Here is a 26419-nt window from a genome sequence, read left to right as displayed (position 1 = left end):
AAATCTTCCTTGCATTTTCCTTGATCGTTTTGGCAACAATTTTGGCGTATTTTTAGGCATTTTGCTGTAGGAAAATGTACTAAAGTGTATTGATTAAATTTAGCTTGGTTTTGGTTTCTAGACACAAGAATAATGATATCATATTATCATTAACAATCCTTTACTGCTTTTTGCGATTTATCACAAGTGGCTTTCTTGAAAACCTGCTCTTAAGATTATCTCTAATCTCAAGGAAAAAAAGTTAACCAGAAATAACATTGACTTTCCCAAGTGGAACAAACAGGTTGAGAACTTCTAAAGTACGATCGGTGGAAAAGTTGTCATAGACAAAAATTGCATCAAATTCAAATACAAGATGATAAGCAACCCACTCAGCAATGTCTCGTTCTTCATTTTTAACACACAAACAAAAAGCTTTGCGGCTAGAAGACATAGAATTAAATTCTTGGAAATTTTTGAATATTTTATAATAAAAAAAGAAAAAATTATTTGTTTGATAAGGGCAAAAATTTAACCTCTTTCATTTTTAATGTGGCGAAAGAAAAATTTTTTGGGGCGGGAAGTGTGGATAGGCGGACGACATCAATGGGGCTGAAAGCCCATCTGACCTGATCTGGGAAGCCGACTGAAAAGAAAATCGCTTTTTGGAGCTTATAATCTGGAAAAGCAAGCAAGAAGACTCGAGTAGACTGTGATGAGTGACGACTAGCTTTTTCTATCAGTTCCTTGCTGACAAGGTTATGCTTCTATTGCTTACAACCTGTTAGCAACAGCTTTTGAATGCCCTGCTTTCTAAAATCTTTTATAAGCCTTTCCTTGAGTTGGCGAGGGTTGTTATATAGCGGAAGGTCAACAATCTTTCGTTATAATGCATTTTACGAAAAGAACTTTGTAAGTTGTTGATTAAGAAAATGTTACAAGTTCATTCAACCGAAAGTATACAATTATTCTTGAACGACCGCCGAAATCGAACTTAATTTCCTTGCATTTTCCTTGATCGTTTTGGCAACGATTTTAGCGTTTTTTTAGGCATTTTGCTGTAGGAAAAAAGACTAATACGTATTGACTAATTTTAGCTCTGATTTTATATCCAATCTTGACTTTCAGCTAATTTTGACGTGAGCCGACTGTGGGATTCGAACCCACGACCCACGGTTTACAAAACCGTTGCTCTACCCCTGAGCTAAGCCGGCATTAAAACCCAAAAGTATAAAATAGTTTTCTAAATAAACAACTTTTTACAACAGAGAAAATATTTTAAAGGCGATTTTCTTCTTTTTCCTTTTGGAATCCTCTTTATAATGAATGCAAAAAAAAAGAGATTCCGAGAAAAAATATCGGGTTAAGCAAAATTCCGTAGAGCTAAAAAGAACAAGTTGGTAAATGCTTGCAATTTTTTGCTGGATTAACAAACATATAATTAAAAAAATTTTTTATGAAAAGATTTTCATTACTCGCTGCGGTTTCAAAGAAAGTTTTTCTTTTATTCTGTTTCATTCCTTTGGGGTGTTTTGCTGCTCAGATTATTTCCATTAAAGGAGGTGATCAAAATAGCGTAGTCACCACTTATGGGGTTCCTGTTCAAGAAGGAAGTGATGTCAAAGTTGGTCAGTCGCTTAAGACAGATTATTTTTCTGTTTGTACCATTGGTTGGAAGGATAGGGGGGAAGAAGCAACGCTTGATAGCTTGTCTGTTGTAACTTTGAAAAATGAAAATCCGATTGTCTTTGAGCTTGATAGAGGAAAAATAGAATTTAGTTCAAAAGATTTCAAAGTTATAACCAAAGGGGGGACTTTTACATCACAAACTACCGGTAAATTCTTTGCTTCTTATTCATCATCAGAACAAAGATATGGAGCTGAACAGGGGGATGCAACCTTAGTGCTTACTCCTCAAAACGAGACTTACCAGTTGCATTCCGGTGAAATGGTCTATGTGAGAGCCAATGGAGTTGCAGAAAAAAGACCCATTACACAAGACAAAAACCAAGAGAAAAAATAGTTTTTTGTTTTTCAATAAAAAAGAAGTTTCGTCTATATAAAAGGGTTTACTTGAACCAATGGTTTTGTTATCAAAGGATTAAATCCAATGAAAATCTCTTTTTCCCCTTTTATGCGGCTCCTTTCAGTTTTTTCCCTGCTGGTATTTCTGGGCATGACAAAAACCGTTTATGGTGCCTGGAACTTAAAGGAAATTGTTCATAATGCCTCGGCCGTTATTCATCAATTCAAAGAGGAAGGCAAAATTCCTAAATCAGTGTGGGAAAAGGCTAAAGGTGTTGCTTACTTGGAAGTGACCAAGGGAGGATTTGTGATCAGTGGAGAATATGGTAAAGGGCTTGTCGTTGTCAGGCTTCCTATAGGAGGATGGTCTGGGCCTTCGGCAATATCTGTAAGTGCAATAGGAGTAGGTCTGCAGGTAGGGGGAACAAAGACTGATTATGTCGTTATTCTTAATTCTGAAAAAGCTATAAGAATGTTTTCTAGAGGCGGGAAAGTTCATTTAACAGGAGAGATGAGTGGAGTTGCTGGACCGGAAAGTGAAAGAGAGGCGTTAATCAAACCAAGGGCCAATATTTATACCTACCGGTCCTCAGAAGGCCTTTTTGGCGGTATTGCTCTTGAAGGGGTTGATATTAGGGAAGAGCCGGAAGTGAATGAAAGATATTATCACCAGGCAGTTAGTCCCTCTGAAATATTTGCCGGCCAAGTACAACCCCCTAAGAGTGCTCAGAGTCTTATCGATACTCTTAATGAACCTTATCCTAAGTAATTATTCCTCTTTTTCCCCCGGAAAGGTTTATAACTTCATAGGGAATATATTATAGAAAATATCCTTATTTCTCTTTTGGATAAAAAATAGTAATAAAACTATTTGTCAGTTTGTTTTTTTTTCAAAATTATGCCAAAGATCATTTAAAAAGAGGTTGAGTTTTCTTCATGAAGAGAAAAGAAGATAAAAGAAAAAAAGATAATGGAAAAAGGGATTCTCTTGAATCCTCTAAAAAAGATGAGAAAGTTATGGAGACTTTCAGGGATGAAAAATTTGATAAACTGGTTCAACAAAACCTTTTTTTCCAGAGGCGTCACGAATAAAAATTTCTTCTTCCTTTGAAAAAAGGAATCATGATTTTTTAAAAATATCTTTCGCTTTTAAAAAATATCTTTAGATTTTTGTTTTACTTTTAATTGTTTTTAAGATTTTAATAATAAATGGCTGTAAGCTCTACCTATTCTCTTAAGCAGGTTCAAAGAAGACTTTTAAAATCAAAAGTACTTGGGTCATTACGACCGAAGGATCGCATTACTGCATCGATGGAGATTACTCACCGGTTATGCAGTCATCCCGTGTGGCAAGATTCCCAAGTGGTTGCTCTTTATTCTTCACTACCTTCGGAACCTGATACTTCCGATATTTTTCGTTTGGCCAAGGCGAGTAAAAAAACGGTCCTTTTTCCACGTGTGGATACGGATTATCTGCGGTTTTTTATTGTGGATAAAAAAGAGGATTTAGAAAAAAACTTTTTGAACATCATGGAACCTCGACTAAGCTGCATTGAAGCTTTAGCCGAAAGTATTGATCTGATTTTAATTCCTGGGGTGGGCTTCGATAGACAAGGGCATAGGCTTGGTAGAGGACTAGGTTTTTATGATCGATTCCTATCTACCCTTTCTCCGAGGGTTTGTCGGATCGGGTTGTTTTTTTCTTTCCAAGAAATTCCAAAAATTTATACAGAGCCTCACGATCAAAGACTGGACCTCATAATTACAGAAAAAGAGCTTATTCAAACTGCTTGATCCATCTAAGCACTTTTTTAACGAAATGTGGTTGAATCACATTTCTTGGTTTTGTTTCATCAACTACTTTAAGTGTACCGTAAACTATGGACGAGGATTTTTTAAAAGATAAAGTGGCTGTAGTAACAGGAGCAAATAGTGGAATTGGCAAAGAGATCGCTTTTGCCCTTTCGTCATCGGGTGCTCGAGTTGTCATCGCTGCTCGTCGAATGGATCTGAATAGAAAGGTTGCTTTGGAAATCGAGCAAGAAACTTCCAATACAGTCCTCCCTATCGATACGGATGTTTCTAAAGAGTCGGATTGTAAAAGGCTCATAGCACAGACAGTCAATTGTTGGGGCCGTTTAGATATTCTTGTCAATAATGCGGGGATAGGGATTTATTCCCCCATAGAAGAGTTGTCTTCGGAAGATTTCGACAGGCTATTAAAAACAAATCTTTATGGGACCTTTTGGTGTTCTAAAGAAGCTTTTAGTCAGATGAGAAGACAGCAACAGGGAGGTTATATTTTCAATATCTCTTCTGTGGCGGGTATAGAAGCTTGGGCAGGTACAGCAGCTTATAGTGCTTCGAAGTTTGGAGTCATGGGGCTTACAAAGGCTTTGGCTGATGAAGGCAAAAAATATAACATAAAGGTTAGCGCGATCTGTCCTGCAATGGTTGCAACACCAATGACAGGGGTAGAGGGAGAAGACTATATTCAACCTTCAGATATAGCCCAAACGGTTCTTTATCTTTTAAGTTTATCTGGGGCATGTTGGCCTACTGAAATTATTATTCCTAGGAAAGGGGCGGACTGAAGGTATGTATATTTGATGGTATTGGCTATATTTAATCAGGATATTTGTTTCTCTTTATCATGATATCCTTGTGAAAAGGTTTTTATTCTTTTTGTTTTTCTTTTTTTTATGCTCAAGTTCTATTCTTTTTGCATTAAGTAAGGAAGAAACAAATATAAAAAAGTTGCAAAGCCTTTTCCAGAGCGGACGGCTTGAAGAAGCTTCTACATATGCTTATGAGCTCTTACGCCATTATTCTTCCTGTGATCTTTGTTGGAGGGTAATTGGAGAGAGTGCTCTCTGCTTTGGAAAACTAGAGGAGGCTAAGGAGGCGTTCCAACATGCATTAAAACTTTTTCCTGAAGACAAGAAATCTCTCGCTCTTTTAAGAGAAGTCTATATTCGGCAAGATCGTTATTTGCAGGCAGCTCAAATTGCCTACGCTTTAGGGGAATATGGGCAAGGGGATCTTTTGAAAAGTTTTGGAGAGCATAAACCCTTTTTAGTGGAGTCAAAAAGCCCTTATGTTAAAATTCAATTTAAAGAGATCGTTCCTTATCCAGTCATTGAAGTAGAGTTGTCTGGTATCAAAGCTCGATTCATGATCGATACTGGTTCAACTTACGTCCTTTTATCACCACGTTTAGCGAAGAAAGCGGCCGTTGAGCTTTTCCGCAAAGAAAAAGAGCAGAGTACCCAAGGTAGCTTTTGGATTCAATGGGCAAAAATTCCTTCGTTATCCTTGGGTGGGGCAACGATAAAAAATATTCCTGCACTTGTTCATTCCTTATTGGATATTCCTCGATCAGGGATGATGATCGATGGTATTCTAGGAGAGAATTTCTTGTCTCATTTTATTCCCTCTTTTGATCTCCGTGGAAGATGGAAAAGAACACCCAAGTATTTTATCCTTGGGTTATCCCATGACAATGTTCAGATCCCTTTTGAAAAAGGCCCCCAGGATGAACAAAGAAAGACTCAAGTGCCTTTTCTCATTGGACCAGCTCAAACTCTATTGGTTCAGGCCAGTATTAACCGCAGTTTTCCTCTTCTTTTTTTATTAGACACAGCTACCCCTGGCTATTTTGCTTGCTCACCTTCTATAGCCAAATTTTCAAAGATCTGGATACAAAAGAATTTTTCTAACGAAGAACCCTATATTCATAGGGGTAGGGGGACAAATCTTGATGTCCAGTGGGAATTAGGGGCGAGTAGGGGCTCATCCCAGATTGGACAGGCTAGCCAGATTGAAATAAGAGGAGAAAAAATCCATGGCTCTCTGCCAGGTATAGTGGGATCACTCCCCTATAATATGGATGCTGATCTTGGGTTTTATACAGGAGGTACGATCGGTTTTGGTTTTTTCTATGACAAGCAAGTCACAATCGATTATAGAAACCAACAGCTTTATTTTTTGACTCCTATGCCTCGTTCCTCCAAAACGAAGCGATGAGATTAAGATCGATCTAAAAAATAAAGCGAAGGATCTCCTAGGGCTGCCGTATTAATAGTACACGTTCTTTCGCGCACGAAACGCAGCAGGTAATTGGGACCACCGGCTTTTGGTCCTGTACCTGAAAGCCCTTCACCTCCAAACGGTTGGGATTCGACAACGGCTCCTATCATTGAGCGGTTAACGTAGAAGTTACCCACGGGAGCACCCAAGCAAAGTTCTTGAGTCAAACTATCTAGTCTTGTTTGCAACCCCATAGTCAAACCAAAGCCTTTCTGATGAATTTCCTTAAGCCGATATGAAAGATCGTTTCTTGAATAACGGACAACAGGCAGTATAGGTCCAAAGATTTCCTGGTTTACCAAATCCACCGATGGGATTTCGAACAGCTGGGGAGCAAAGAAAAAACCATTGGAAGAAGCCGTTTTACCCATAGGTGCTTTGGCTAGCAACCGTCCTTGAGTTTCAAAAAAGCAAGAAAACTTTTGTAGCTCTTCTAAAAGAGATTGGCGGATGATAGGGCCTACATCGGTTTCAGAAAACCGAGGATCTCCTACGATCAAGGATTGGGTAGCATCGGAGAGCAAATCCAAAATCGAGTTTGATATTTCTTTTTGTACCAGCAATAGCCTTAGTGAAGAACATCTTTGTCCTGCGTTATCAAAAGCAGAAACAAGGATATCTTTAACCGCCCTTTCGATAGCAGCCGTAGCATCCACCACCATGCAGTTGATACCTCCAGTCTCCGCGATAAAAGGAACAATAGGACCTTCTTTTTGGCTTAAATATAGGGCGATATTTTTTGCCGTTTTCGTTGATCCAGTAAAAGCCACTCCTCGAACCAAGGGATGATTAATCATTATTTTCCCACTTTGGCCATCTCCCAGGATCAAACTTAAAACTTCCCTAGGAATACCCGCTTTATAAGCAAGATTTATTGCAGCCGTAGCGATAAGAGGGGTTTCTTCGGCGGGTTTAGCGGCTACGACGTTACCAGAAAGAAGGGCAGCTACAATTTGTCCTATAAAAATAGAAAGGGGAAAATTCCAAGGGCTAATGCATACCCAAAGCCCGCAACCATGGTAGTGAAGTTTATTTTCCTCGCCTCTTGGGCCAGGGAGTAAATGGGGATGGGCAAAAAGCCGGGTGGCTTCCTTTGCATAATAGTTACAGAAATCGATCGCTTCCCTTATTTCAGAGAGGGCAGAGGGCACAGTTTTCCCCGCCTCTGCACAAAGAAGATACAAGAGCTCATCCCGGTTTTCCCAGATTTCTTTGGCTAGTTTTTTGACTTTTTCAGCCCTTTGTTCTACCGGTAGCCTATCCCATTCTTCAGCATAAGAGGCTGTCAGAGAAAGCATATTCTCAATATCTTCTTCTGGGGGGAAAGGAACTTCACCTAAGCATTCTTCAGGATTAGCAGGAGAAAAGACTTTTACTTGTTTACCTTTGGGTTTGGGATAGAAAAATAAAGACCTGGGCTTGGAAGCGAAATCATCGGTGTTTTGGGCGATATTTTCCCATGCCTCGGGGTTAGAAAGATCAATTCCAGGAGCATTCTCACGATCCTTGAACAGATTGGTGGGAAGTGCAATATTGGGATTATACTTTAAGGCTCGCTTTTGTAATTTACCAAGAGGATCCCAGTACAGTTTATCGAAATCGAAAGGGAAAAGGGTGTTGTCCAGTGCTGTACCATTTTCTATTAATCTCCTTGCTAAATAGCCAAAAAGTTCCTTTCCTTCACCTATAGGTATATAGATTCGGGTTGCATAACCTGCCCGTTTTAGCCATTTTCCCAGGCTTTGACCAAGACCATAGAGCCTTTGAAACTCAATAGGGTTTTCCTTAAAAGAAGAATGAAGCTCTAAGCTTGCTGCAAGAGTAGAAGGATTATGAGTAGCTAGGCGGCTACTAAGGACTTCGGACTGTTTAAGTAACTTGGATAGACAGAGCATATAGGAAAGTTCGGTCAGCTCCTTGAGGGTGTAGACAGGATAGCAATATAGACCTAGATGTTGAGCATGGATGATTTCATGGTCCCAATACGCTCCTTTAACTAAGCGAACGGAGAGCTTTTTCTTTTTTTCTTTGCAAAGTTCAGCCAAGTAATCAATCAGCCCTTCGCTGTTTTTTAAATAAGACTGAACCACGAAGCCCATTTTATTCCAATCATTGAGGTCTGGGTCAGACAAAAGGGCTTCGAGTAGATCGACTGAAAATTCAAATCTAAAGTACTGTTCGGCATCGATACATAATCCTATATCCTTTTTACTGGCCATTAAGCAGAGAGTTTTGAGTTTAGAATAAATCCTATCGAAAGAAATGCGGCCATAATGTAGCTCATATTTGGGATCGATAGCTGAGAGTTTTACGGATATCTCAGGATCGGAATGAGGAAAGGCTCTTTTAAGATCTCCAAGAAGATTAATGACTTTTTGGCAGTTCTCCCAATGTCTTTTGCCTTCTTTTTCACCTTGAGCCTCTTCTCCTAGCAGATCCAGGGAAATCTGTTCTCCACTTCTGACAAGGTCAAAAAGTTTTTCTTGGGCTTTGTCCATATCTGGGGCAAGAACGAATAAATTGACCAGAATCTTTGTAGCGAGATGGATAAACAAGATCAGGGCTTTATCCGAAAGAAAGGAGATGAAAGGGAGAAGATCTGCTTTTTCAGTCACAAGACGTATTATTCTCAGTAAGGAAGAAAGCCAATGGGAATGGGTTGTATTTTGCCAATTTCCTTTTAAGATTTGTTCTTTAAAAAGGAGAAGTGCAGTTTGATCATCGGTTATCCTGGGGAGAGCTTCGGCAAGCCTAAGAAGGAGTAATCCTTCATGAGTATTGAGAGGATAGACTTTTGTGAGCTGTTCGGAAAGGAAGCCCTTGGCTTCTTCTCCTATAGCCTTTAGGATATGTTTTAATCTTTGGTTAACCTGATCAACAGAAAGCTTTAGATCTTGAAAAGATAGAATCAGTTCGTCAGCTCTATTTTCTTCAGCTAGAGCAGCCTTTTCCCTAAGGTATCTGCGTCCCCCTTTTTTAGCATAGGGAGAACAAAAAAACTGAAAATAGCTACTCATAAGAGTGAAGTTAAAACATTATTGTTTAGTTGGAAATGATGACCCAAAGTCAATTTTAGGGCTTTTCTATAAAATCTTTCCATGCCACGAGCAAAGTGGCGATGATCGTTGGTCCCGCAAAAAGTCCAAGTAAACCAAAAGAACTAAGACCTCCAAGTGTTCCTAAAAGAACCCAATAGAAGGGCAGATCGACCGCTCCACCAATGAGAACAGGTCTGATAAAATGATCGGCTATAAACAGCACACTAAAACCAAAAATCACAATGGCCACCGCTTGGATAATCATTCCCTGGGCAATAAGGAATAGGGCAGCGGTACAAAACACCGGTGGAGCAGCAAAGGGAATCATGGCTAAAATCCCAGTAATGCCTCCAAGGGTTACTGGATCCGGTAGTCCAACAACTGCATAGGCTATCCCAAGCAAAATACCTTCCCCAAGACTGACCAGCACAAGACCGTTAACCGTCCCGCGGATGACCGAAACGAGGTGCTGGGCATACCTTTCTCCAGGGGCACCTAGAATTTTACGGATAAACGCAAGAAATTTGGTGCCGAGTATGCTTCCGTCCCTGTAAAGAAAAAATAAGGTCAGCAGAGTAAAAGCGAGGACTTCCATCCGGTGAATAACCTGTACCCCAATGGTTTTTCCCCAACGGAATAGAAATGCGGTATCAATATGAGCCAAGGTCTTGGATGCAGCTTCAGGAGTAGCTAAATTTGCATTCCAGCGTAATGTTAACCAATTGCCGATAAAAGGAATACGTTGGAACCAATCGGGAGCTGGAGCCCCCTCTTTTTGGGCATGGGCTATGTATTGACCGAGTACAATCGCTTCTTGTCCCGCTTTAAAAACACCATAAACAAGCGGAGCAAAAAGTAATACCCCGACAAGAAGAGTGAAAAATAAGGAGCTGACCCAAATCGGGATTTTCCGAGGCAGTTTTGTTCTTATCCATCTATAAAACGGCCAAGTTGCAATGGCGATTAAAAAAGCCCAGGCCATGGCCACAATAAAACCACGCAATATCCAAATAGCTAAGATAACAAAAAGAATAGAGGCAATAATTCGAGCCGTTTTTTGGTAACTAGGAGAGGTCATTGTCATGGACTTCTGGAAAAAAAGATTACCCGAATATAAAAGAAAGTCACTAAGGATCTCCTCATTAACATATTATTGGCTCGGATACTCCACACCGTTTCTTGCCTTGATTAGAGAACAACCGCTCTCTTTTTTTCTCTACTCCTTGTTCTGAAGGATTGCCTGCAACATTACCTTCCAGAGCCCAGGACTGATGATGTATCCTGGAGTAGACCTCTAACCTTCCGCAAGCGTAGTTATTTCTTCGCATTGCAGTCTTCTCCAAAGCATGGCTACTCAACCTAGCTTTCAGGTTCCCTGCGGTTAAGGAAAAATTCGATGAATAGAGTTAGGTTCATTTTTTGTTTAGTTTTGTAGAGGAACAAATTTTTCTTTTAGTAAAGCATAGGCTTGGGATAAAGATCTTCTTCAAGAGCCATTTCAGATTCGTCGATGCCGGCGAGTACTGGGCTACCATAAAAAGTATGACCTGTAGTTTCGATGATCCTTACAGGCAGAAACTCTCCTCTCCATCGTTCATTTTTAGGTATGATCACAAGATGGTTACCCCGGGTTCTTCCTTGAAACTTGGAAGCATTTTTTTTGCTTTCCCCTTCAACAAGAATTTCCACAACTTGTCCTACCCATTGTTGAGCCTTCTCCATCGTAATTTTCTTTTGAAGCTCAAGCAACCGGTAATTTCTTTCGAATTTGACCTCTTCGCTCAGCTGATCTGCCAAGGTTGCTGCAGATGTTCCTTCGCGAGGAGAGTAACGGAAAATAAAAGCCTTATCAAATCGAACCTCTTCGACTAACGAACAAGTTTGGAGAAAATCTTCTTCGGTTTCTCCTGGATATCCAACAATGATATCCGTAGAGAGGACTACTTGGGGAATTGCTTTTCTTAACTTCTCCACAAGAAAGAGAAATTTTGAACGGTTGTATCCCCTACGCATCGCCTTTAATATCTTATCGCTTCCCGATTGTACAGGGATATGAACATGTTCACAGAGTTGGGGAATATCTTTGAATGCCTGGATTAGATCGTCTTTAAAACCAATAGGGTGAGGGGAAGTAAACCGAATTCTTTTGATTTGTTCAATAGTGCTTAATTTTTCAAGAAGTTGGACGAAAGGGGATTTCCCCTTTACCCAGGGTATTTCTTTAGCCCCATAACGATTGACTATTTGGCCAAGGAGCACGATTTCTTTAACTGAAGCGGAGGCAAGGCTTTTGACCTCTTCATAGATTTCTGAAATTGGCCTTGATCTTTCTTCGCCTCGAGTTGTAGGGACAATACAAAAAGAGCAGTGCATGCTACAACCTTGCATGATGGAAACATAGGCGATAGGATTGGCAGCGGAAGAAAGGTGTTTTTTAATCGATTTATGAGCGTCTTCTTCCTCTGAGAGATCGATGTAGGGTTGTCCCCTATGGGGATTCCTGAAGAGTTTATCTGCAATTTCGGCTACTTTATGGAATTTTTGTGTACCCAGCAATAGATCCACAAAATGATATTTTTCAGCTATTTCTCTGCCCCTGTTTTGAACCATACAACCTATGATTCCCAAGATAAGGGAGGGGTTTTTCTTTTTTTCGACCTTCAGGGATAGCAACTTATCTATAGCTTTTTCTTCAGCCAATGCCCTAACCGAACAGCTATTAATGAGAATAATATCAGCATGCTTTTCGGAATGGGCGATTTCGTATCCTCGTTCAATAAAATCCTGGAGGACCTGTTCTGAGTCCCGTACGTTCATCTGACAACCAAATGTCTTGAGAAAAACTGAAGGCATGTCTTTAAGTAGTTATAGCTGAAGAAATTTGTAAAGCCATTTTATCTTTAAATCTTACAAGTCATTTATAAAGATAGTGGAGATAAAAGAGAGAAAAAGAGATTTTTTTCTTTACACTCTATGCCCTTGCTTAAAAAAAGTTAACAAGGTTTTTTAGGATTGAGTGTTGAGCTTTTTTCATCATTTAGAGAAAATATTCTCATTAGGGATTAAAGGGTACTGCTGTCTGAAGCATCAATGAGTAAGATTGATGGAACGGAAAGCGTGATAGAGGTTGTGCAAGGAGGGGGTTTTCTCATTTTTTAAATCGAGTTTATTGCTTCTGAATGGAAAAATCAAAGATGCATCCTCGTTCTTTTGTTCTTGTAGCTCGAGATTATCGCAGTGGGTTACCTCTGGAAATAAGTATTGAAGGGGGTATTTATCAGAGAATCGAAACTAAACCAAGGGAAAACTCAAAATCTTTGCCATGGATTGCCCCTGGTCTTTTTGATCTGCAAATCAACGGTTTTGGGGGAGTAGACTTAAATGGGGATGATCTTACTAAAGGACAGTTTGAGCTTCTTTGCCAAAAACTATTTGAAAATGGCTGTTCACATTTTTTAGCTACAATTATTACCCGACCCCTAGCTTCTTATTTGGGTATTCTTAAGAAGCTAGAAACGCTGCGGCAGGAACTTTCTTTGAACTGCATAGGTTTTCATCTGGAGGGACCTTTTCTTTCCCCATCTTCGGGATGCAGAGGTGTACATCGGCCTGAATGGATGACAAAGCCAGATATATCGTGGCTGGAAGAGCTGTTTTTAGCCTCTCAAGGAAATCTCAAAATGATCACTCTGGCTCCCGAAATCGAAGTTGAAACTTCCCTGCGATTTATAAAGAAAGCGGACTCTTTAGGTCTTGCGATAGCTTTGGGGCATTCCGAAGCTTCTTGGGAAGTGATACAATCCTGCGTTATAGCGGGTGCTAAACTATGGACTCATCTAGGCAATGCTTTATCTCACACAATTCCCAAGTTTAATAATATCCTTCTTAACGTCATTGCCTCGGACCTCCCCTACGTTTCTTTAATCCCAGATGGCAAGCATATTCCTGCTGTGGCTTTTCGGGCTTTAACCTCGGCTCTTGGACCCAGGGTAATACTTGTTTCTGATGCCATAGCGGCTGCAGCTGCTCCTGCCGGCAATTATTTTCTAGGCCAGATCGAGCTGGAAGTCGATAACCAGGGAAAGGCGACAGAGAAAAGTACAGGTCGGTTGGGAGGATCGACTTTGAAACCTTTCGATGGCGTTTTTGTTGCCCAACAATTGACTGGAGTATCCTGGAGATGGTGGTGGGATGCTTATTCAGTAAGACCAGCTGCAGTCTTGGGGATAAATCATGGTCTTAAAGAAGGCAATGAAGCCAGTTTTTGTCTTTTGGAGCTGTTACCCGCTCCCGTACTCAGAGCTCTTTACCTTAAGGGAAGGAAAGTGTATCCTTAGTGAGTCATTAAAGATGAGAATTACAGAACAAAAAGATGCAGTTATAGAGATAGACAAGGAGTCTATTGCGGAGTTTCAATCCTTTGGCCTTTCGGAGTACGAATATAAAAGGCTTTTTCTTTTGTTAGGTAGGAAGCCTACAGCTGCTGAGTTGGCTATTTTTGGAGTAATGTGGAGCGAGCATTGCTGTTATAAAAGTTCAAAAAAAGAACTGCGCAAACTACCTTCCACGGGGAAAAGGGTACTTGTGAAGGCTGGAGAGGAAAATGCGGGAGTGGTTGAGTTGGAGAAGGGTTGGGCTGTAGTGTTTAAGATTGAGTCTCATAATCATCCTAGCGCCGTAGAACCTTTCCAGGGAGCTGCGACGGGAGTTGGAGGTATATTCAGGGACATCTTAACTATGGGGGCAACTCCCATTTGTTTTATGAATTCCTTGAGATTTGGTGATATTAGAAAAGAAAAAAGCCCGCATGCAGCTCATAATGCATTTCTTTTGCAAAATGTCGTGGCGGGTATAGCCCATTATGGCAATTGCGTGGGAGTACCGACGGTGGGGGGAGAACTTGCTTTTGATCAAAGTTATGAGGGCAACCCTCTTGTTAATGTATTTTGCTTGGGTGTGGTGAAAGTTGATCAGATTCAGCGTGGAGTTGCTCGAGGGATAGGCAATCCTGTATTTATTGTTGGTTCGAAAACAGGCAGGGATGGACTGAAGGGAGCTGCTTTCGCTTCCCGAAAGCTAGAGGAAAACAAGTCAGAAGAAAGGCCTTCGGTACAGATCGCTGACCCCTTTATGGGAAGGATACTGATGTCTGCATGCCTAGAACTCTTCCAAATACCAGGAGTGGTAGTAGGAATCCAGGATATGGGGGCTGCGGGCATTATCTGTTCGACTTCAGAAACAGCCGCTAGGGCAAAAACAGGCATGGAGATCAATTTGGATGATGTCCCTCTGCGAGAAGAGGACATGAGCGCTGAGGAGATACTCCTTTCCGAGTCCCAGGAAAGAATGCTTTTGATTGTCAATAAAGACAAAGAAGATGTAGCCCGGGCGGTCTTTGAGAAGTGGGCTGTTCCTTTCAACCGGATTGGTGAAGTGATCCAAGAAGAAAAACTGCGGTTTTATCGTTGGGGTAAACTAGCCCTGGAAATATCTCCAGAATTGATTGTTCATAAAGCACCTGTCTATGAATTGCAGGCCTCTGAACCCCCAATCAAAGCTTCCTTATCTTTGAAGGGCTTACCTGAACCTGGGGATTACGGAAATCTTTTGCGAGAGTTTTGTGCATTACCTCAAAATTGCTCAAGGCATTGGATTTATAGCCAATTTGACTACATGGTTGGGTTGAGAACTGTCGAAGATCCTGGCTTGGATGCAGCGGTGTTACGCCTTTTTCTAGAGGATAAGATGATCCGGTTGGCAATAACCCTCGATGGTAACGGCCGGTATTGCGGAATCGACCCTTATAGGGGAGCAATAATGACGGTAGCTGAAGCGGTGAGGAATCTTGCCGCTGTTGGTGCTATTCCTTTAGGCATTACAGATAATCTAAATTTTGCGGATCCTAACGATCCTTTTTCTTATTGGCAATTTAAAGAAGCCGTAAGAGGCATTGCCGAGGCTTGTCAGTTTTTTGAGATACCCGTGACGGGGGGTAATGTTAGCTTTTATAATTTTTCACAACAAAGCTCGATATTACCTACTCCCGTAATTGGAGCTGTTGGACTTATCGAGACTGACAAACCCTTAGCTAGGCTATCTTTCCAACAATCGGGTGATCTCATCGTCCTGCTTGGAGGTTGGGGCAGTGGACTGGAAGGTTCTTTGTACCTTCAAGAATGGTTTGGACAAAGGGGAGGAAAGCTTCCTTCTTTTAGCCTGGAAGCCGAAAAAAAACATAACAAGTTATTATACTCTTTGGTTTCCGAAGGTTTAGCCAGCAGTATCCATGACTTATCCGAAGGAGGACTTGCCCTAGCATTGGTGGAATGTTGTGTAAGTGGACATAAGAAACTAGGTTTTTCAGTGACTTTTCCAGAGGAACTTCGACTGGATGAGCTCTTGTTCAATGAAGCGGGGGCTAGGTCTATTATTTCACTACCTAGAGAAAATCTTCCTTCCGTTGTGAAGATAGCTAATAGCCTAGGAGTAGAACTCATTGTTATAGGAGAGGTGACGGAAAATTATTCACTCAGTATACTCCACGGTAAACGGACTGTAGAAGTCAAAGGGATAGAAATCGAAAAAAGGTGGAAAAATGAGCTACTAAATATTTTAGAGAGCAAAAAGGACTAAGCAAAGTCCTTTTAGGCTTAGTTTTTTCTTTTAGAGTATGAGCAAACGAACCTTACCCTGGGATTAATTGCGGGAAGAAAGAAATGAAACGATTTTTTCAGCAAGTTTTTTGCCTATTCCCTTTACCGCAGCGATTTCTTCAACGGACGATTTCTTGATTTTTTCAACTGAACCAAAAGCTCGAATTAAAAGTTTTTTGCGATTTTCACTTACCCCTGGACAATCATCAAGGATACTTTCTCTCATCCTTTTCTTCAGGAGTAACTGATGATAAGCATTAGCCACCCGGTGAGCTTCATCTCTTATTCTTTGCAGTAGTCTCAAAGCTTTGTCACTTTTATCCAGGATAAGCGGTTCGGAAAGCCCCTTGCGATAAATCTCTTCGTTTTCTTTGGCCAGGCCAATAACGCAGATATTATTCAATCCCAAAGACTGCAATGCCTTAAGGGCACTTGAAAGTTGACCTTTGCCTCCATCAACAACGATTAAGTCAGGAAGATTTCCAGCTTCATCGAGAACTCTTTTATATCTTCTTCGAATGACCTCTTCCATGCATGCAAAGTCATCTTGTCCCTCCACGGTCTTTATCCTGTATCTTCTGTAAGCGGACCTTTCTGCCTTTCCCTCCCGGAAGGAGACCATGGATGCTACTTTATGTGTAGAAGAAATATTGGATATATCGAAACATTCGATAAGGAGAGGTGGTTTGGAAAGAGAAAGGGCAGATTTTAGTGCTTCAAGGTCTTCATGGGGAGAGGAAATTTGTGGAAGTTGTTTTACAAAACGGCGTGCTGGTCTAGTCGTTTCTTCTAAAGCTTCTAACAGATCCCGGAGTTCAGCGGCTTTTTCAAAATCGAAAGCTTGAGCAGCCTGCTCCATTTTCGCCCGTATTTCTTCGATCATTTCCTTGGATTTCCCCTCAAGAAAGGCACAGGCCATTTTCACTCTTTCCAGATATTCAGCCTGGCTTATTTTACCGATACAGGGAGCCGAACAGTTCTTGATGATATGATCTAAGCAATGTTTGTAGTCTTTTTCAGTGGGGATAAGAGCGTTGCAGGAGCGTAATCCGAACTTTTTTTTCATAATGTTTAGAGTAGTTCTTAGGGCTCCAGAACTGGCAAAAGGTCCAAAGTAGCGGGCGTTGTCCTGCTTTTTTAGCCGGGTAACTTGAAACCTAGGGAAAGGTTCGGTCAAATCAACTTTGACCAACAAAAACCGTTTATCATCCCTGAAACTAACGTTATAACGAGGTCTAAATTCTTTAATTAATCTTCCTTCCAGTAGTAGGGCTTCGGCTTCTGAATGTACGCAGTAAAATTCAAGATCTGCGATCGCCTCCACAAGGGCATTGAGTTTTCTATCCGCTCGCCGTTTTCTTGAAGGATGAAAGTACTGGCTTACTCTTTTATGGAGGTCGACGGCTTTGCCCACGTAAATAACCCGATTCAATCTGTCCTTGAAAAGATACACTCCAGGTTTATGGGGAAGATCTCGAATTTTTTCTTGTACTAGCATAACAAATCTTTTATTAAAAGCTCCTTCTGAACAAAAAAGCTTTTTTATTTTAATCTCCTATAATTTAAGCCACTTTTAAGTATAAAAAGACATTTATTTTTCTCTACTTGTTGACGATTATGATTAGGTTGTACAACGCAGAAATTCGTGTAATGTTGCATTTTCAAACTCTTATGTATTGGACTAATCTCAAAAGAGCTTTAATCTCTCTTTTTCTTCTTCTCCTTCTTGAAGTATTCCACAACCAACATGGGCTTGCGGCTACATCGAATCCTGCTCGAAGCCATCATACGGAAGTAACCCTCTTATCTGAACTCGATGCGGTAAGTCCGGGAAGTCATTTCTACGTGGCTTTACGGATGAAAATGGATGAAGGATGGCATACCTATTGGCTCAATCCTGGAGATGCTGGCTCAGCAACACAAATCGATTGGACTCTTCCCTCGGGAGTATATGCTGGGCCTATCCAGTGGCCAACCCCTAGTGTGATCGCTATACCACCGCTTGCCAGTTTTGGATATGAAGGTGAATGTTGGCTGCTCATTCCAATGAATATTTCTCAAGAACAACGGGTAGGCAGCACAGTTAATCTCAAGGCTTTGGTGCAATGGGTAGAATGTGCTCAAAGTTGTCTGCCAGGAAGTGCTGAACTTAGCTTAACCCTTCCTGTCGAGAACAGCTCGAGAGTAGATGAGACTTTAAAGGAAGGCTTCCAAAAAGCCAGATATGAAATTCCACGCACTCCTCCTGAATCGGTTGATATCAGTTTCATGGATACGGGAAAGAACCTGATTATTTTCTTCCAGAACAAAACGGGAAAAATCCTTAATTTTGAGTCGGTTCATTTTTTCCCTTTCCAAAATGGGATCATTCAAAATTCTGCTCCCCAACAACTGCGTTTACGTAAAGAAGGGGTATCCCTGGAGATTGCTCGTCCCAGCAGTAATCCTGCTCCCTTGAATGAACCTTTAAGTGGTATATTTACAGCCAAACTGTCAGGACTCAAAGGGATAGAAAAGATTAACTGGGATATAAGGGCTAAAAAATACATCCCTCCCAAGGTTGAAACACAAAAAAAGGGAGCGTCTGTTTATTTCAACAAAAAATTTTTTTCCTATCTTGGGTTGAGCTTTATAGGTGGACTGATTCTTAATCTCATGCCCTGCGTTCTACCTGTTATTTCGTTAAAAGTACTAAACTTGGTCGGCGCATCCAGGGAAGGCGGGTCTTCTTCCCTTGTTCATGGACTATTCTTTGTGCTTGGCGTGTTGTGTTCTTTTTGGGTTGTCGTGGGTCTGCTAATCTTTTTGCGGGAAAAAGGATTAGAGCTGGGATGGGGCTTCCAGCTACAGTCTCCTCCATTTGTGGCTTTCATGGCACTTTTCTTTTTCCTGATCTCATTGAACCTTCTTGGGGTTTACGAGATTGGGGTTTCCCTGGTTTCAGCGCAATCCCTGGTAGAAAAAGCCAAGGGCATTTTCGGTTCTTTTCTCAATGGCGTTTTGGCCACTTTAGTCGCTTCTCCTTGTACAGCTCCTTTCATGGGATCTGCCATTGGTTTTGCCCTTTCCCAACCTCCGCCAGTTATCATGCTAGTCTTTAGTTCCCTGGCTTTAGGGATGGCTTTCCCTGTATTTGTCTTATCTATTTTCCCAGGCCTACTCAGGCTACTTCCCAAGCCTGGGCCTTGGATGGTTAGTTTTAAACAATTTCTAGCTTTTCCCATTCTTGGAGCGGTGATCTGGCTGGTTTGGGTATATGGAAAACTCAGAGGAATAGATGGGGTTGTCGACATCCTTTTGGCCACTTTATTTGTTGGTTTTGGATCATGGATTTATGGCAAATTTAGCGGTCCTTATCATCCTCTTGGAGTTCGTATTGTTTCTATTCTTGTTTCGGTAGCGATCCTGTTGAGTAGTTTTTATTACGTGGTTGTGGAAATAGAACAATCCTTTTCCTCAAAAATGGCCAAGAAGGAGGAATGGATTCCCTTTTCGGAAAGCAAGTTAGAAGAGTATGTCCACCAGGGAGTTCCTGTGTTCGTTGATTTTACCGCTTCGTGGTGTCTGACCTGCCAGGTAAACAAAAAAGTAGCCTTACAAAATCCAGAGGTAAAGAAAAAGTTCGAACAGCTAGGTGTTGTGAGAATGGAGGCGGATTGGACTAATCGTGATCCAAAAATCACAGAAGCTTTGGAATATCTAGGTAGAAATGGAGTGCCTACTTATGTTTTTTATGGAATCGACTCTTCTTCACCGCTCCTTTTACCCGAAGTGATTACTCCAAAGATGCTTTTGGATGTTTTAAGTAAAATTGAAAAAGAGAAAAAACAGAGAGAAGCGCAGACCAAGAGCGAAGAATTTTTTCAGTAAATCTATTTTCTCTTTTTATGGATTTCGGTCCTTTTGTTCCAGGATATGGGGTATTCGAAACCCTCAGGGTAGAAGAGGGGACCGTGTTTTTTGCCAATGAACATTGGAATAGTCTTAAGCAAAGTGCCAGTATGCTTGGCCTGTTTCCCAAGCAAGATTTTCGTCAATATGTTCGACATCTTCCTCCTCATGCAACTGGAAAATGGCGTTGGATCATCAGCCCCCAGGAAGAGAAACATTTTTTTGACCCGCTAGCTCAAGAACCTAAAGAAGTCTTTACTTTAGATATTTCGGCTGTAAGAGTGGGTTCTCAGAATTGGGATAGTAAGCTTAAGACTTTAAGTTATCTGGTCCATTATCAAGCTAGACTTTCTGTCAATGCCGATGAAGCGGTGCTTTTGAATGAGCATGGGGAAGTTGTGTCGGGAGCGATGAGTAATCTTTTTTGGGTTAAAGGGGGTAGAATATATACCCCTTCTGTTCAAACTGGATGTCGTAAGGGAGTGATAAGGGGATGGATCATGTCGGAACTAAGCGTTATAGAAGAAAGATCTGGACCTGAAATTCTTAGAGAAGCGGAGGAGATTTTCATAACCAATAGTTGGATAGGTATTAAACCCGTTGTGCAATTCCAAGACAGGCAGCTTGAGAAAGGAAAGATCACGATGGAGCTCTCAAAGAAACTCAATGCTACCTATAGGGCTTTTAAAAGTTCCTCTTCATTGTCTGGTATCTCTTCCCAAATCTTTAACCAGGGAACCGAAGAGCTATCAGAAGGAGCGCGGTAATCCCCTCGAGGACTAAGCGAGCCACCAGAACCCACTTTGGGAGCATTGGCTATGCAGCTTCTTTTGAATTGACTGGTACGGAAAAACCGATCGAGGAAAACCCTCATCCAATGTTTTATCTGTTGAATACTGTATTCATCGACTTTCTCTTCACCTTCTGGCCAGTGGCCGCAATTTTTATCATGCCAAGCAGACCAACAAAGAAAAGCGGTTTTTGTAGGTAGATACCCATACCTGAGTGTATAATAAAGGTTGAAATCTTGGAGGTTATAAGGTCCTATTTGTTTTTCGGAACTTTGCAGAGGTTCTTGGCCGTTTTCAGTGGGAATAAGTTCTGGACTAATGATTGTATTTAAGATCTCTTCAAGGACCTCACTCACATTTTGACCTAACTCCCTGGTTTTAGCAACCCAACGGATGAGAAACTTGATCAGTGTCTTGGGTACACTTGCATTGACATGATAATGAGCCATGTGATCTCCAACCCCATAGGTAGACCAACCTAAGGCAAGCTCGCTAAGGTCGCTAGTGCCTACAACTAAAGCATTTTCAAAGTTTGCTAGCCTGAAAAGATGGTTCGTTCTTTCACCCGCTTGGACATTTTCAAAGGTTACATCATAGAGTTTTTCACCCCAGGCAAAAGGATGTTTGATATCTTTGAAGAGTTGCATACAACTGGGACGGATGTCGAAAAAATATTGCTGGCAACCGATCGCTTCTATAAGCCTGCGGGCTTGGTCAAGGGTTTTTTTGGATGTTGCAAATCCAGGCATTGTACAGGCAAGGATATTTTTTCTTGGAAAACCTAAGATATCCATCGCCTTCGCACAAACAATCAGGGCATGAGCCGAATCTAACCCCCCAGATATACCTATGACCGTTTTGCGAATAGCAGTTGCTCTTAGTCTTTGAATCAGCCCTTGAGTCTGAATGGCATAGACCTCCTGGCATCTCAGGTCTCTTGTGAGAGGATCACTTGGGACGTAAGGGAATCGCTCGATTTCCCTTTCCAGTAAAAGGGATGACTCTTTCTGGACTTTTAGAGAAAAAGCAATGGTTTTAAAGCAACTGATCTCTTTGTGAAAATGGACTTTTGACTGACCGAAGCTGTTTTGTCGCATTCTATCAGCCTGAAGTCGGTCAAGATCGATGTCAGCAAAAATAAGTTGTGAGTCGTAGGCAAATCGTTGACTTTCAGCCAGTCTAGTGCCGTTTTCATAGATCATCCCTTCTCCATCCCAAGCAAGATCAGTTGTCGACTCTCCAAAACCAGCAGCACTATAGATATAAGCCGAAATGCATCTTCCCGATTGGCTTGCTACAAGCAGTTTCCTATAATCACTCTTGCCAATCGTAATGTTGGAAGCTGAAAGGTTGACGAGAACCGTTGCCCCTGCAAGTGCAGCAAAAGAGGTAGGGGGTAAGGGGACCCAGAGATCTTCACAAATTTCAATGGCCATTTTGAAAAGGGGTTGTTCTTCCCATTCAAAGATTAATTTGCTGCCAAAAGGAATCGATTTTTGGCCTAGCAGATCTATATACTGCTCAGTGGCAAAGGAAGCTTGAGCAAACTGCCTGAGTTCATAAAACTCACGGTAATTGGGTAAATAGCTTTTAGGAATGAGGCCTAGAATTTTTCCCTGACTGAAAATACAGCCGCAGTTGTAAAGCAGTTGGTTGACCCTTAGGGGTAGACCGATAATAGTGAGCAGAGGAAGGGGAGTGGTTTCCTGGAGAAGATATTCTAGTGCCCTCAAGGTACTATCAAGAAGGGCGGATTGATGAAAGAGATCTTCACAAGAATAAGAAGATAAACTTAACTCGGGGAAGACAAGCAAAGAGGCTTTTTTTTCGACCGCTTTTTTACATAAACCTGCGATTTCAGCGGCATTGTGAAAAGGATCGGCAACCTTTCCTACAGGAATACCTACCGCAACCCTTACAAAATTATGGGTATATAAGTTAAAAAAATTCGATTTGGCCACTATCAAAATATTTTTCGATTATTTAAGAGGGCAAAGGGAAAGGAAAGAAAAAACATCAAAAAATTTTAATCAATTTCTTGGGCAAGAATTTTTTTTTAGCTTTTGAAACACTTCAAACTCAAGCTGCTTAAAATTTTCTATTGTTTGTTTTTTATCCCTTTTCATTGCTTACTTTTATATACACAAAGGCCAATTCCAGTGACCAGTTTTTGAAAATTAAATGGCCCCACAGATGAGGCTATAAGCTCAAAATGTGAGTTGTTGTAAGGAAGTCCAAAAAAAGCAGTTGGGAAAGTAAAAGAAGAAAAAAGATTAGAGGCCTATTAATTAATAAGAAAGCAGATCAAAAACAATAGCTTATGAGAATCAATTTAAATGTTTTGTTATCTTGGCTTTCCTTTCTTTTTCCAGGACCTCATTTTTCTGCTCTGAAGGGAATGGAAGTGGGGAATCTTTATCCGGTTAACGAGGGTAATAAACCTCGATCGGCCATTTTAGCATGCTTCAATTCTGGAAAGTCTTAATCTCGACTGAACAATGAAAAAGCATCTCAATACTACTCTAGTTGTTAGCTGCGGAGAGATCCATGATCATGATCATTATAAGATTCTGATTCAAAGTCTATCTGATCTAGCTGACAAACATTTTGTCCTATCTTTAGAACTGCCAAGAGATTTTAATCCACTCATAAAAAAATTTATCGATCGAGCCACTTCAATCTATGAGAAAGCAGCGGATCACAAGATGCTTTTCGAGGAAGCGGACAAAAAGGTCGATAAGCTCCAAGAAGCAATGCTAAACAAGATGTTAAAAAAATCTCCGGCTATTCTTAGCTTCCCTTTTGATCGTGTTAAAAAAGAAAATGGGCAATGGGTAGGGGAGCTAAGGAAGGCAAAAAGAGATGAAGGAATTAATGTTAGGTTAACTCAGTATGGATATGAGAAGCATGCTCAGAGTAAAAAATGGATTGGAGCTTGGGATAATAAGCTTGTAGCCGCTGAGAGCGCAGCGTTTAGTCCTGATATTGAAAGAATATTAAAACCTAAAAAAGGAGAAAAATTTATAATTGATTACGGCAATGGTCAGCAAAGAGTGGTAAGGTGGGAAGATCGTACCGCATCTTATTTATCTAAAACAGTTGATCTTTTTGTTCCCGATGGCTATGACAAATCCATCCCTGATCATGCTATAATTAGGAGATTTAAAGAACCTTCTCAGCAGATAACAAAGGATAACAATAGAGTGTATGGTCTAACCCATTTTGCTGAAGTTTTAAAAGCGGTTGCAAAGCATAATGGATATGAAGGGCAAAAGCCTAAGATTGAAGTTTATGCAGTAGATATTTCAACTAAGGAGTTAAAAGCCCAACAAAGAAAAAATAATCTCTATAAGCAGATATGCCTTCCTAAAGAATGCCAAAAAACAGTAAATGATTATGTGATAAAAGCAAGAAAAAGCGCTTTACTGGGAAAACCCCCTAAAGATGAAATAAATGAGAAGTTTTTTAAAGAGATAGAAAAAGAAGGTGAAATCCAGTTAGAAAAAGAAGAGAAGGAAAATCTGGTTAATTCAATAAATGCATTAGTCAAAAAAGACAAAAGTATTTCGATCTTAACAACGAATATAGATAAGTCGAATTTTAAAAAGATTTTCCAGTTTTATCCCCTTCAAAAGGCAGAACTAAGGCTAGGTTTTAACTCAGCCTTTTTAGATTACAGAGATCAAAGAATGGCAGGGAATTATCCCAAAGGAGAAGATCGCCATTATGGGCCCTGCTCTATAAAGGATATAGCTAGGGCTACTTCATACCATTATCCAGGTCCACGGATTTTACATTGGGGTGGAGCATCCCATCTGGGTGAAATGAATCGGTCAACAAATCTTGAGAAGGAATTAGCAAAAGCGGGTTTTGTCAATAAAGTAACTGCTGATACCTATACCGCTGATGCTCCAGATCCAAAAGCTGTGCTTAATGAAAAAGGTCAATGGGAAAGGCATTATCCCACCGATTACGTGTTTGAAAGCCATAAAGGGTTAATGAAAGCAGTGGAAGCGGGTATCAAGGAGCAGCAAAAAGCTTCTCTTTCGTCTTATAATCTGACTTCAAAGCTTTCAGTGCAACCACAAAGAAGCGAAGACCTTATACATTGACAACCCAAGGGCTTATCTGTAGATACCTTGTGGATATTCGGTCATATTGGCATAATATAGCCCTATAATTGGCTTTTTGGTTAAAGAAGACTTAAGTTAGTAAAGCCAGGGGATAGGTTTGTCCCAAACCGAAGAATAAGTTAGCGAGAAAAAAAATAGAAAAGGGCTGTATAACCAAACTTTTTTTAATTTAATCGTTTTTTTTTAGGTTATTTACCCGCTAATGCTCTGAACACACCACCAACCCGACTCTGTATATTTTCTCCAACGCCCCTTAACCCTTCTATGCTTGTACTATGCACCCTTCCGAAATGGCCGCTAAAGCTTTCGAGCAGGGCACCAGCCATGTCCGCAAAGGCTGATGACCAACCGTAGGCAACACGGACTGCAACAAGTGGAAACATCGATCCCGCATAGATAAAAGCAGCCACTATGTTAATGCCCAGTGAATAGAGCACCCAAGCTCCCGAAGCTTGAAGAAAGCCAAGGATCGTATAAACCACTGCACAGACAAAAGAAAGTGGACCTGCTCCTCCTCCAGCCTGTTCCAAGCATTGCTGGATAGGGAGTCCTCCGGCTGCTCCATTATTCGTAAAAATGCTTTTAAGAAAGACCTGCAAAAGACTTTCTAATCCACCTCCTGACCCTCCATCAAAAAGATTGGAAAGACTTAGTCCGTTGATAGGCCAGCCAATCGTTGCTTCGATGATTAGAGGGATCATTGCTCCAAGAGTCGTTGCCCCCGAAACAAATCCCATATCCCCACTTACACTTATCCCAAAGAGGGTATTGAAAACAATATCTGCCATCATATACCCTAAGCCGGCAAGAATACAATATAGCACAGGAACGATGGAAACGGCGACAAGACCCATGAGCATGGGTCTCCATAACCCTCGAAAAGAGGCAAAGAATGTTAAAGGAACCAGGGCGATGCCAAAGCCAGATAACGCCTGATAAGCCGCTTCGCTGCCTCCCAAAAGAATAATTTGGCTAAAAATAACAGTAAAAATCGCCCCAATACAAAGTAGGGCAGCTGCAAGCACAAGGGCAAAAACCCACCCGATGGAAGTCATAAGAGGTATGCCCCAGACCTGGATTAGGGTTAAAGTCTGTTCACCTGTATTCTTAATATCATTAGTACCCCCCCCTGGCATAAACCAGGCAAGAAGCCCTTGGAAGGCTTCGTTTAGGTATCTATAGACTACCGGGTTATAAATGGCCAGGTTGTTGGCCAGCCCAAACATCCGGCTTACAAAAATAGGTCCGAATTTAAAATCGGCTACGTTCCCTTGACAGACACCTGAGGGCGAGGCAACCACTCCAACCCCACTGGAGGGAGGGACATGAATCCAACAGATCCACCATTGAGTCGGGGAATTGCCCATGGGAGGATCGAATGCCAAGTTGGCGACCTGTTTGCCCCATTGCAGTCCACCTTGAATGAGGGCTTGTCTTCCATAATCGATCAAATGCTGGGGAAACTGGGCATAGACGACAATCCATATAATGACCGCATGAATAGTATAGTCGATCAGCTCATCGATTATAGGCTTACCAAAGGCAACTCGAAATCCTCCCATGGCAGCAGCCATGAAAAACAAAAAGGGAGCTATCGTGACAGCGATCTGTTGGCCTTCCTGCCTTGCTTGTTGACCAAACTGGAAAACTTTTTGGATAAGAGGTCCAAGGCTGGGATCTATTCCGCTTAGGGAACTGTTCGGTTGGTAAACTTGTTGTTGGCCATAGGTAGCGGGAACAAAAAAAAGAAGAAAGAAAAAACCTAAAAGAACTTTTTTGTGCATGAATAGATTTTAAAAACACTGTTTATTATTCCATTA

The 26419-nt window shown here is 41.1% G+C and carries 19 protein-coding genes and 1 tRNA gene; 12 read left to right on the top strand and 8 right to left on the bottom strand.

Going from position 1 to position 26419, the window contains the following annotated elements; all coding sequences use genetic code 11:
- Positions 1 to 241: 241 nt before the first annotated feature.
- A complete protein-coding gene (locus IT6_RS03045) occupies positions 242 to 433 on the bottom strand; it encodes a glycosyltransferase family 2 protein (protein ID WP_206827704.1) in 192 nt (63 codons plus the stop codon).
- A gap of 688 nt (positions 434 to 1121) precedes the next feature.
- Positions 1122 to 1193 (bottom strand) — tRNA-Thr (locus tag IT6_RS03040).
- Between the two features lie 242 nt (positions 1194 to 1435).
- On the opposite strand from IT6_RS03040, the gene IT6_RS03035 reads away from it, so the two are divergent.
- From IT6_RS03035 to IT6_RS03010, 6 genes are all read left to right on the top strand, one after another.
- The gene (locus tag IT6_RS03035; protein WP_206827702.1) at positions 1436 to 2002 is read left to right on the top strand and encodes a hypothetical protein; all 567 of its coding nucleotides are present in this window, start codon (positions 1436 to 1438) and stop codon (positions 2000 to 2002) included.
- 87 nt (positions 2003 to 2089) lie between these two features.
- Positions 2090 to 2773 carry a lipid-binding SYLF domain-containing protein gene (locus tag IT6_RS03030; RefSeq protein ID WP_206827700.1) on the top strand — a complete coding sequence of 228 codons (684 nt, stop codon included), beginning with the start codon at positions 2090 to 2092 and terminating at the stop codon, positions 2771 to 2773.
- Between the two features lie 167 nt (positions 2774 to 2940).
- Complete coding sequence (locus IT6_RS03025) at positions 2941 to 3096, top strand: hypothetical protein (protein WP_206827698.1); 156 nt, start codon at positions 2941 to 2943, stop codon at positions 3094 to 3096.
- A gap of 117 nt (positions 3097 to 3213) precedes the next feature.
- Positions 3214 to 3798 carry a 5-formyltetrahydrofolate cyclo-ligase gene (locus IT6_RS03020; protein ID WP_206827696.1) on the top strand — a complete coding sequence of 195 codons (585 nt, stop codon included), beginning with the start codon at positions 3214 to 3216 and terminating at the stop codon, positions 3796 to 3798.
- 86 nt (positions 3799 to 3884) lie between these two features.
- Positions 3885 to 4598: an SDR family oxidoreductase gene (locus tag IT6_RS03015; protein ID WP_206827688.1), complete on the top strand. Its 714-nt coding sequence runs from the start codon at positions 3885 to 3887 to the stop codon at positions 4596 to 4598.
- A gap of 163 nt (positions 4599 to 4761) precedes the next feature.
- Entirely contained in the window at positions 4762 to 6030 is a 1269-nt protein-coding gene (locus IT6_RS03010; protein ID WP_242524309.1) for an aspartyl protease family protein, read from the top strand.
- Between the two features lie 2 nt (positions 6031 to 6032).
- On the opposite strand, the gene putA is transcribed toward IT6_RS03010, so the two are convergent.
- The 3 genes from putA to miaB all read right to left on the bottom strand — a co-directional run bounded on the left by putA (position 6033) and on the right by miaB (position 11984).
- A complete protein-coding gene (gene putA / locus IT6_RS03005) occupies positions 6033 to 9110 on the bottom strand; it encodes a bifunctional proline dehydrogenase/L-glutamate gamma-semialdehyde dehydrogenase PutA (protein ID WP_206827685.1) in 3078 nt (1025 codons plus the stop codon).
- Between the two features lie 55 nt (positions 9111 to 9165).
- Positions 9166 to 10209, bottom strand: coding sequence for an AI-2E family transporter (locus tag IT6_RS03000; protein ID WP_242524308.1), 1044 nt, complete (start codon positions 10207 to 10209; stop codon positions 9166 to 9168).
- Positions 10210 to 10583: 374 nt separating this feature from the next.
- Positions 10584 to 11984: a tRNA (N6-isopentenyl adenosine(37)-C2)-methylthiotransferase MiaB gene (miaB, locus tag IT6_RS02995; RefSeq protein ID WP_206827682.1), complete on the bottom strand. Its 1401-nt coding sequence runs from the start codon at positions 11982 to 11984 to the stop codon at positions 10584 to 10586.
- A 341-nt stretch (positions 11985 to 12325) separates the two neighbouring features.
- On the opposite strand from miaB, the gene IT6_RS02990 reads away from it, so the two are divergent.
- Complete coding sequence (locus IT6_RS02990) at positions 12326 to 13468, top strand: amidohydrolase family protein (RefSeq protein WP_206827676.1); 1143 nt, start codon at positions 12326 to 12328, stop codon at positions 13466 to 13468.
- A 13-nt stretch (positions 13469 to 13481) separates the two neighbouring features.
- Positions 13482 to 15764 carry a phosphoribosylformylglycinamidine synthase subunit PurL gene (purL, locus tag IT6_RS02985; RefSeq protein ID WP_206827668.1) on the top strand — a complete coding sequence of 761 codons (2283 nt, stop codon included), beginning with the start codon at positions 13482 to 13484 and terminating at the stop codon, positions 15762 to 15764.
- Positions 15765 to 15827: 63 nt separating this feature from the next.
- Here purL and IT6_RS02980 read toward each other — a convergent pair whose 3' ends face one another.
- Positions 15828 to 17282 (bottom strand): excinuclease ABC subunit UvrC, encoded by a 1455-nt coding sequence (locus IT6_RS02980; protein WP_206827666.1) that lies wholly within the window; start codon positions 17280 to 17282, stop codon positions 15828 to 15830.
- A 152-nt stretch (positions 17283 to 17434) separates the two neighbouring features.
- Here IT6_RS02980 and IT6_RS02975 point away from each other — a divergent pair, with 152 nt between their 5' ends.
- Together IT6_RS02975 and IT6_RS02970 are read left to right on the top strand one after the other, a co-directional pair.
- Positions 17435 to 19654 (top strand): protein-disulfide reductase DsbD family protein, encoded by a 2220-nt coding sequence (locus tag IT6_RS02975; protein ID WP_242524307.1) that lies wholly within the window; start codon positions 17435 to 17437, stop codon positions 19652 to 19654.
- A gap of 17 nt (positions 19655 to 19671) precedes the next feature.
- The gene (locus IT6_RS02970; protein WP_206827662.1) at positions 19672 to 20442 is read left to right on the top strand and encodes an aminotransferase class IV; all 771 of its coding nucleotides are present in this window, start codon (positions 19672 to 19674) and stop codon (positions 20440 to 20442) included.
- Here IT6_RS02970 and IT6_RS02965 read toward each other — a convergent pair.
- Entirely contained in the window at positions 20349 to 22427 is a 2079-nt protein-coding gene (locus tag IT6_RS02965; protein WP_206827660.1) for an NAD(+) synthase, read from the bottom strand. The two genes, IT6_RS02970 and IT6_RS02965, sit on opposite strands and share 94 nt — an antisense overlap.
- A 359-nt stretch (positions 22428 to 22786) precedes the next feature.
- Between IT6_RS02965 and IT6_RS02960 the strand changes: the two genes are divergently transcribed.
- Positions 22787 to 22951, top strand: coding sequence for a hypothetical protein (locus IT6_RS02960; RefSeq protein ID WP_206827650.1), 165 nt, complete (start codon positions 22787 to 22789; stop codon positions 22949 to 22951).
- Between the two features lie 13 nt (positions 22952 to 22964).
- Positions 22965 to 24578 (top strand): hypothetical protein, encoded by a 1614-nt coding sequence (locus tag IT6_RS02955; protein WP_206827648.1) that lies wholly within the window; start codon positions 22965 to 22967, stop codon positions 24576 to 24578.
- A gap of 209 nt (positions 24579 to 24787) precedes the next feature.
- Here IT6_RS02955 and IT6_RS10430 read toward each other — a convergent pair whose 3' ends face one another.
- A complete protein-coding gene (locus tag IT6_RS10430; protein WP_242524306.1) occupies positions 24788 to 26383 on the bottom strand; it encodes a hypothetical protein in 1596 nt (531 codons plus the stop codon).
- Positions 26384 to 26419: the final 36 nt, after the last annotated feature.

Source organism: Methylacidiphilum caldifontis (genome assembly GCF_017310505.1).
Lineage (GTDB): Bacteria > Verrucomicrobiota > Verrucomicrobiia > Methylacidiphilales > Methylacidiphilaceae > Methylacidiphilum > Methylacidiphilum caldifontis.
This window is presented reverse-complemented; position numbering and strand designations above follow the sequence as displayed.

What these genes read in the sequence shown, in the direction of transcription:
- IT6_RS03045 (WP_206827704.1), bottom strand. Translation starts at nt 433, where the DNA reads ATGTCTTCTAGCCGCAAAGCTTTTTGTTTGTGTGTTAAAAATGAAGAA.
- IT6_RS03035 (WP_206827702.1), top strand. Translation starts at nt 1,436, where the DNA reads ATGAAAAGATTTTCATTACTCGCTGCGGTTTCAAAGAAAGTTTTTCTT.
- IT6_RS03030 (WP_206827700.1), top strand. Translation starts at nt 2,090, where the DNA reads ATGAAAATCTCTTTTTCCCCTTTTATGCGGCTCCTTTCAGTTTTTTCC.
- IT6_RS03025 (WP_206827698.1), top strand. Translation starts at nt 2,941, where the DNA reads ATGAAGAGAAAAGAAGATAAAAGAAAAAAAGATAATGGAAAAAGGGAT.
- IT6_RS03020 (WP_206827696.1), top strand. Translation starts at nt 3,214, where the DNA reads ATGGCTGTAAGCTCTACCTATTCTCTTAAGCAGGTTCAAAGAAGACTT.
- IT6_RS03015 (WP_206827688.1), top strand. Translation starts at nt 3,885, where the DNA reads ATGGACGAGGATTTTTTAAAAGATAAAGTGGCTGTAGTAACAGGAGCA.
- putA (WP_206827685.1), bottom strand. Translation starts at nt 9,110, where the DNA reads ATGAGTAGCTATTTTCAGTTTTTTTGTTCTCCCTATGCTAAAAAAGGG.
- IT6_RS03000 (WP_242524308.1), bottom strand. Translation starts at nt 10,209, where the DNA reads ATGACCTCTCCTAGTTACCAAAAAACGGCTCGAATTATTGCCTCTATT.
- miaB (WP_206827682.1), bottom strand. Translation starts at nt 11,984, where the DNA reads ATGCCTTCAGTTTTTCTCAAGACATTTGGTTGTCAGATGAACGTACGG.
- IT6_RS02990 (WP_206827676.1), top strand. Translation starts at nt 12,326, where the DNA reads ATGCATCCTCGTTCTTTTGTTCTTGTAGCTCGAGATTATCGCAGTGGG.
- purL (WP_206827668.1), top strand. Translation starts at nt 13,482, where the DNA reads ATGAGAATTACAGAACAAAAAGATGCAGTTATAGAGATAGACAAGGAG.
- IT6_RS02980 (WP_206827666.1), bottom strand. Translation starts at nt 17,282, where the DNA reads ATGCTAGTACAAGAAAAAATTCGAGATCTTCCCCATAAACCTGGAGTG.
- IT6_RS02975 (WP_242524307.1), top strand. Translation starts at nt 17,435, where the DNA reads ATGTTGCATTTTCAAACTCTTATGTATTGGACTAATCTCAAAAGAGCT.
- IT6_RS02970 (WP_206827662.1), top strand. Translation starts at nt 19,672, where the DNA reads ATGGATTTCGGTCCTTTTGTTCCAGGATATGGGGTATTCGAAACCCTC.
- IT6_RS02960 (WP_206827650.1), top strand. Translation starts at nt 22,787, where the DNA reads ATGAGAATCAATTTAAATGTTTTGTTATCTTGGCTTTCCTTTCTTTTT.
- IT6_RS02955 (WP_206827648.1), top strand. Translation starts at nt 22,965, where the DNA reads ATGAAAAAGCATCTCAATACTACTCTAGTTGTTAGCTGCGGAGAGATC.
- IT6_RS10430 (WP_242524306.1), bottom strand. Translation starts at nt 26,383, where the DNA reads ATGCACAAAAAAGTTCTTTTAGGTTTTTTCTTTCTTCTTTTTTTTGTT.